The 5316-nt window shown below is 37.3% G+C and carries 6 protein-coding genes and 1 pseudogene; 6 read left to right on the top strand and 1 reads right to left on the bottom strand.

Features of this window, described 5'->3' with window-relative positions:
- The first annotated feature begins 186 nt into the window (after window positions 1-186).
- From H6G41_RS34065 to H6G41_RS34090, 6 genes and pseudogenes are all read left to right on the top strand, one after another.
- Window positions 187-1008: a hypothetical protein gene (locus H6G41_RS34065; protein ID WP_190752768.1), complete on the top strand. Its 822-nt coding sequence runs from the start codon at window positions 187-189 to the stop codon at window positions 1006-1008.
- A gap of 177 nt (window positions 1009-1185) precedes the next feature.
- The gene (locus tag H6G41_RS34070; RefSeq protein ID WP_190752770.1) at window positions 1186-2154 is read left to right on the top strand and encodes a peptidoglycan-binding protein; all 969 of its coding nucleotides are present in this window, start codon (window positions 1186-1188) and stop codon (window positions 2152-2154) included.
- 306 nt (window positions 2155-2460) lie between these two features.
- On the top strand, window positions 2461-2610 hold the full coding sequence (locus tag H6G41_RS34075) for a hypothetical protein (protein WP_190752772.1): 150 nt from the start codon (window positions 2461-2463) through the stop codon (window positions 2608-2610).
- A gap of 24 nt (window positions 2611-2634) precedes the next feature.
- Window positions 2635-2796 (top strand): nuclease-related domain-containing protein, encoded by a 162-nt coding sequence (locus tag H6G41_RS36555; RefSeq protein WP_190752774.1) that lies wholly within the window; start codon window positions 2635-2637, stop codon window positions 2794-2796.
- Between the two features lie 433 nt (window positions 2797-3229).
- The gene (locus H6G41_RS35545; protein WP_242038155.1) at window positions 3230-3655 is read left to right on the top strand and encodes an endonuclease domain-containing protein; all 426 of its coding nucleotides are present in this window, start codon (window positions 3230-3232) and stop codon (window positions 3653-3655) included.
- Window positions 3656-4013: 358 nt separating this feature from the next.
- Window positions 4014-5173 (top strand): annotated as a pseudogene (locus tag H6G41_RS34090) (ISAzo13 family transposase).
- 33 nt (window positions 5174-5206) lie between these two features.
- On the opposite strand, the gene H6G41_RS34095 reads toward H6G41_RS34090, so the two are convergent.
- Window positions 5207-5316, bottom strand: a 110-nt coding sequence (locus tag H6G41_RS34095) for a transposase (RefSeq protein ID WP_190749769.1), incomplete at its 5' end; no start/stop codon positions are given.

The raw sequence follows: 5316 nt of genomic DNA on the forward strand, positions 1-5316 counted from the left end.
CTCTATTTGCTGGGAAGTTAAATGATTTTTTGCTGGCATTATTCCATTTTTTGACTGAATTCGGCTTTTTATTATACCCTATTTAAATGCTGAACAGCTTATTAGTGCTTTAAATCTGATTCTTAGAGGAAATGTGAGGGGTGCGATCGCCTCTCGTAGGGGCAGCAAACTACAAAGTTACACAAAATGAAACTACTTAAATACATCCTACTGATAAACACAGTATTAGTTGTTCAAGTTGTTGCTACCAGAACATTAGCACAAGAAGTTAAAAAAGATAGTGTAATCCCATCTCAAAAAGATGCTATTGCACTCGCTCAAAGTGTATGTGGTGCTAGCAATGTTAATCAAGAAAAAGGTAAATTATCTTGTAAAGTCTGCCCATCTTTTACAGGTTCTAGTGGCGGTAGCGGTGGTACGTTAACATCAGTTGTCTACGGCAGATTTACTAAAGCTGATACTCATGAAGCATTGGTTGACTTGGGTGACTGTGAACCCCATGCTGGCAATTGGGGAGGTACTGTCTTACTGCGCCGCACTAATAATGGTTGGTCTAGAGTGAGATATGAAAGTGGATTTCGCTCAAATATTTGTCTGAAAATCCCCAATCGAACAGGTCGTCATTCCCTTGCGTGTCAAGGTTCTTACACTGGACAAGGTTATTTAACAGAATGGCTTGATGCCATAGTAGTTGGTTCTACTAAAACCACAACAACTAATTTGTTAAAAGTTGGTTCTAACACAGGCAGTTGTAGTCCACCATATTATGAAGTGCAAATCAAAGATTTTCTAGCTCAGGATACTAATAAAGATGGTCTTACTGATTTAGTAGTGAAAGTCAGTGAAGCAAGGGAGGCAAAGAGCATTAGTAGAGGGAATGGTGAAGGCTGTGTAGACTCCCGCTTACCTAAACCAAAATTCCACCAGCTAACATTTTTATCTAACAGAGAGTCATTTCGCCCCACCTCCACAACTGCTAACTTGATGAAACACTTAGAAGTGAAATGATAGCGATCGCTCCCCCTTTATGGGAAAGCTAGCAATAGGAGCTATCGCTCCCATTCAAGCGAGGAAATTTACGAAACAGGCATACTGGATATTTCAAGGCAATCCCAAATATTACCCCATTGAATAAAATATGCGATACCTACGGTCGGCGCAGCCATCGCTATTCAGGAGCTAAAAATGAGAAAGAATTTTTTGTTTACATTAATATTTAGTTTGGCTGTCGTTTTATCTTTATTAACTAGCAATGCAGTTGTTTCCTTGAATCAGCAGGAGTTACCATCAGCCCTCATAGCTGCTATTCGTCAAGATTTTTGGCAGTATCGGGAGAATTTTAGTGATTATTACAAGGACAGCAAAGACCACAGAGTTTTTTTTGTTGACCTCAACAATGATCGTGTCAAGGAAGCAATTTTATATCCAATAGGTGGAATAATTTGTAGTAACCGTAGTTGTCCAATTTTTATATACACGAAAGTCGGTAACAAATATAGAAAAATTTCTGCTCATGAAACTGACCGATATTCGGCTGTTGCTGGCTTAAGGAATGAACCATCAATCGGAGTTTTGACGACCAGTAACCAAGGATGGCGTGACATAGCAACTCGATTCTTTGACTATACAACTCGAACAGAAAAGTGGTCACGGGTTCGTTATGGAAGTCATGGATATACAGATTCGCCTCTAATTCTGGCTTCGACTCCAAGAACTATTTTGGAATATTCATCAGGTGTTAAAACAGACTTCAAAAAATTTCTAGCCAATGATACAGCATTAGCGGTGTATTCCAGATGTAAATATGTCACCAAACAAGCCCCTACTCCCTATTGTTTTAAACAAGGTAATTCAGGACGATTAATTAATGTTTTAGTTGAAGATTTAAGAAAAGCTGGTTATTATCAATACCCAACTACAAACCTTTTTGACTCTAAAGTAGAAGCGTCTGTACTTAAGTTCCAAAAAGATTACCGTACCATTAAAGGTAGTGAATTTGCATCAGTTTTAAAAGCAGATGGAGTAGTGGGTGAAGATACTTTAATACGTCTTTGCCAAGCTGTAGGTCGTGGTTGTAGTGCTGAGTCTGATTTTAGTTGTTATACGGGTTCGCCAATCCGTGTTATTGAGTGTTTAAATAAATATAAAGAATGATTTTTTAGGGACAATTTTGTGCAGTGATTTTTTATTTGTCACTGTGTCAAATTAATGTCGTTAACGGTATTTAGCTTGCACTCTCTACTATCAAGCTTAGAATTAGTACAAGCAACCTACCAGTTATGTCAACACAAATAGTTGCAAGCCTAGAGTTAGTAAGGCTTAAGTCAATGACATAAATTTGTCTCAACGCCATTTAATTTGTTACTGTACATCAGCCTAACTGTACAAATTACAAGGTGACACAACAAAAATGGCAAGGTGTACATGAATTGATAAAAGTATAAAAATCATCAATTTACTATGAAAACTCTGCAACAGTCACCAATGCTGAGAGCAGCATTTCAACAAAAAATAAATGCTAAAAAATCTGCTGCCCATCAAGAAATTAATCAAGTCTTAGGTAATAGTGGTTTAGGTGAATTAGGTTCATTTTTGTATGAATTTAAATAAGCCAAAAATCAATTACAAGGCAGTATGAGAGAGTGGGGCATATCAGCAATCTTTCAATGCTTCCCAGATACTTGGGTAATGTTCAATAATGCCTTAATACCCACTAATAATTCAGGCGGTTTAACAGAAATAGACCACTTAATCATCGGTACACAAGGCATTTTCTTATTGGAAATCAAGACTTGAAAGGGTTTATTTACTGCATACAACGATAAATGGAAACGTCGAGAAGGCAGTAATTGGGTAGAAATATCTAATAGTCCTACTTCTCAAAGTGCTTACCATCAAACAATGTTTAGCCAATGGATAATTTCTGTAGTTCCTAACCTCCCTAATAGTTGTGTTTACGCTCCTGTGGTGTTTCCCATAGCTAAATGGTTAGGAGTTAACAATTGTTCAGTACCAGTTTTTCAAGGTGTACCCCCTAGCTATCTAATTGGTATACAAAGCAGGTAAGCTGAGGAAAGCACCTAGCAGCAGTAAAAAATTAGTGATAGAAAAGTTGCCTCGCCATCGCCCAGAACGAAAATTCAGTAATATTAAACGAATAGTATTAGAATGTTCGCTCATCGAGTGCGTGCATTGTGGGGCAGAATTAGCGCTACGCAGACCAAGACACATGCGTAAAACCGTTCAAACAATGGATGGTGCAGTATTTGTGGCAGGCAAGAGTAAAGAATGTACCAATTCCAGTTGCACACATTTTGGTAAACATTACTACGCTACTGGTGTACTAAAATACAGCTTACCTTACAGTACTTACGGACTAGACGTGCTGGCATTTATAGGTTGGCAACATGAACATGAGCTTGGTAATAATCAATTAAAGGAAAGAGTAGAAATAGATTTTTTAGTATTTTATAAACAAAAATGTATGATTTTAGAAGTTGATGGAGAACATCATCAGCAAGCATCACAAAAAACTAGAGACTATAGAAGGGATAGAGTCTTATTACGTGATGGTATTCGGACTGTTAGATTTAATGCAAGTGAGTGTTATAACCATCCTTTAGAAGTCGTTACAGAATTTTTGAATCTTTTTTAAGATTGGTAATTTCGATACTTACACTTGCGATTGCCCCCAACCCCATCACCCCAACCCCTATGAACGAAACTCACGACCTCAGTATGACCGATACCGAGTATGCCCAGCTACTAGCCCAAGGGACTTCCAAGGAATAAAATCACCAAATACAATAATGATAATCATTCTGAGGGGGGAAGGAGAAGCAGCCGCAGGCTGCTTCTCCTTCCCCCTTTTTGTAGTAAATTCAATTTGGAGGGAAATTTTTGGGTGAAAGAGAGTGTTGATAGAATTAACTGATTCAGTCAAAAAAGTGTTCAAGGAAACAGCAAGCCAACTCAAAGGAGCAGCCCGACGGCGTTTCCAAGCACAAATTGTAATGGAATTAGGTTATGGAGGACAACTACTAGCTCAAAAAGAATTGGGTTGGGATAGAAATACTATTCGTAAAGGAATTAAAGAATTGAGTAGCGGGATTACTTGTGTAGATAATTATTCTTTTAGAGGGCGATGGAAAGCAGAAGAACACTTACCAAACTTTTTAGAAGATATTAAAAACTTAGTGGATTCTCAAAGCCAAACAGACCCTAGCTTTAAAAGCCAGAGATTGTATACACGCTTAACAGCAAGTCAAATCCGAAAACTACTAATTGAGAAGTTGGATTATACTGATGAACAGTTACCAACCGAAGAAACGATTCGGATTAAATTGAATTATTTAGGTTATCGACTCAAACGGGTAGCAAAAGTTTTACCTCAAAAAAAATCCCGGAAACTGATGCAATCTTTGAACAACTAGCAATAGTTAATCAATCAGCTGTGGATGACGAAAGTATTTTACGTCTAAGTCTTGATGCCAAAAGTATTTTACGTCTAAGTCTTGATGCCAAAGCTCGCGTTGATATTGGTTGTTTTGATAGAGGAGGTAAAAACCGAGTTATAACTGAAACAGAAGACCATAATTATAATCCAAAAACAACCGTAACGCCTTATGGTATCTTCCTGCCAGAGTTAGATGAACTATTTTTATATTTTACAGAGTCTCAGGTAACGAGTGATTTCATTATTGATGTCTTGGAAGATTTTTGGAAAAGTGAGAGTTGGCGGTTTCCAGATATAAAAACACTAATTCTTAACCAAGATAATGGCGGAGAGAATAATTCGCGACGTACCCAGTTCATGAAGCGTATAGTACAGTTCGCTCAATCTAATCAACTTAATATTCGTTTAGCCTACTATCCACCCTACCACAGCAAATATAATCCAATTGAGCGAGTATGGGGTATATTAGAAAATTCTTGGAACGGCAGTATTTTAGACGAAGTTGAAACAGCTTTAAACTTTGCTAAAAATATGACATGGAAAGGTAAGCATCCTGTAGTTAAGTTAGTAAAAGAAACTTATGAGACTGGGGTTAAACTTACCAAGTCAGCTATGTCTGCTATCGAAGAACAGATAGACCGTCTAACTAACTCTACACATGAAAAATTTCCGAATTTAGGTAAATGGTTTGTTGATATTTATTGTGCCAACACTTAATTTTTATGGTTCTTTAGTACTTGTTATGCTAAACTAACAATTAAAATGCCAGTTTAACAAGCATCTAATTCGGAAGTTTTCAAAGTTTCTAAATCCATAAGCCGAGCGTTTTATTAGCTTGAGCTTGTTATTGATACCTTCTA

This window comes from Tolypothrix sp. FACHB-123 (assembly GCF_014697075.1).
Lineage (GTDB): Bacteria > Cyanobacteriota > Cyanobacteriia > Cyanobacteriales > Nostocaceae > Aulosira.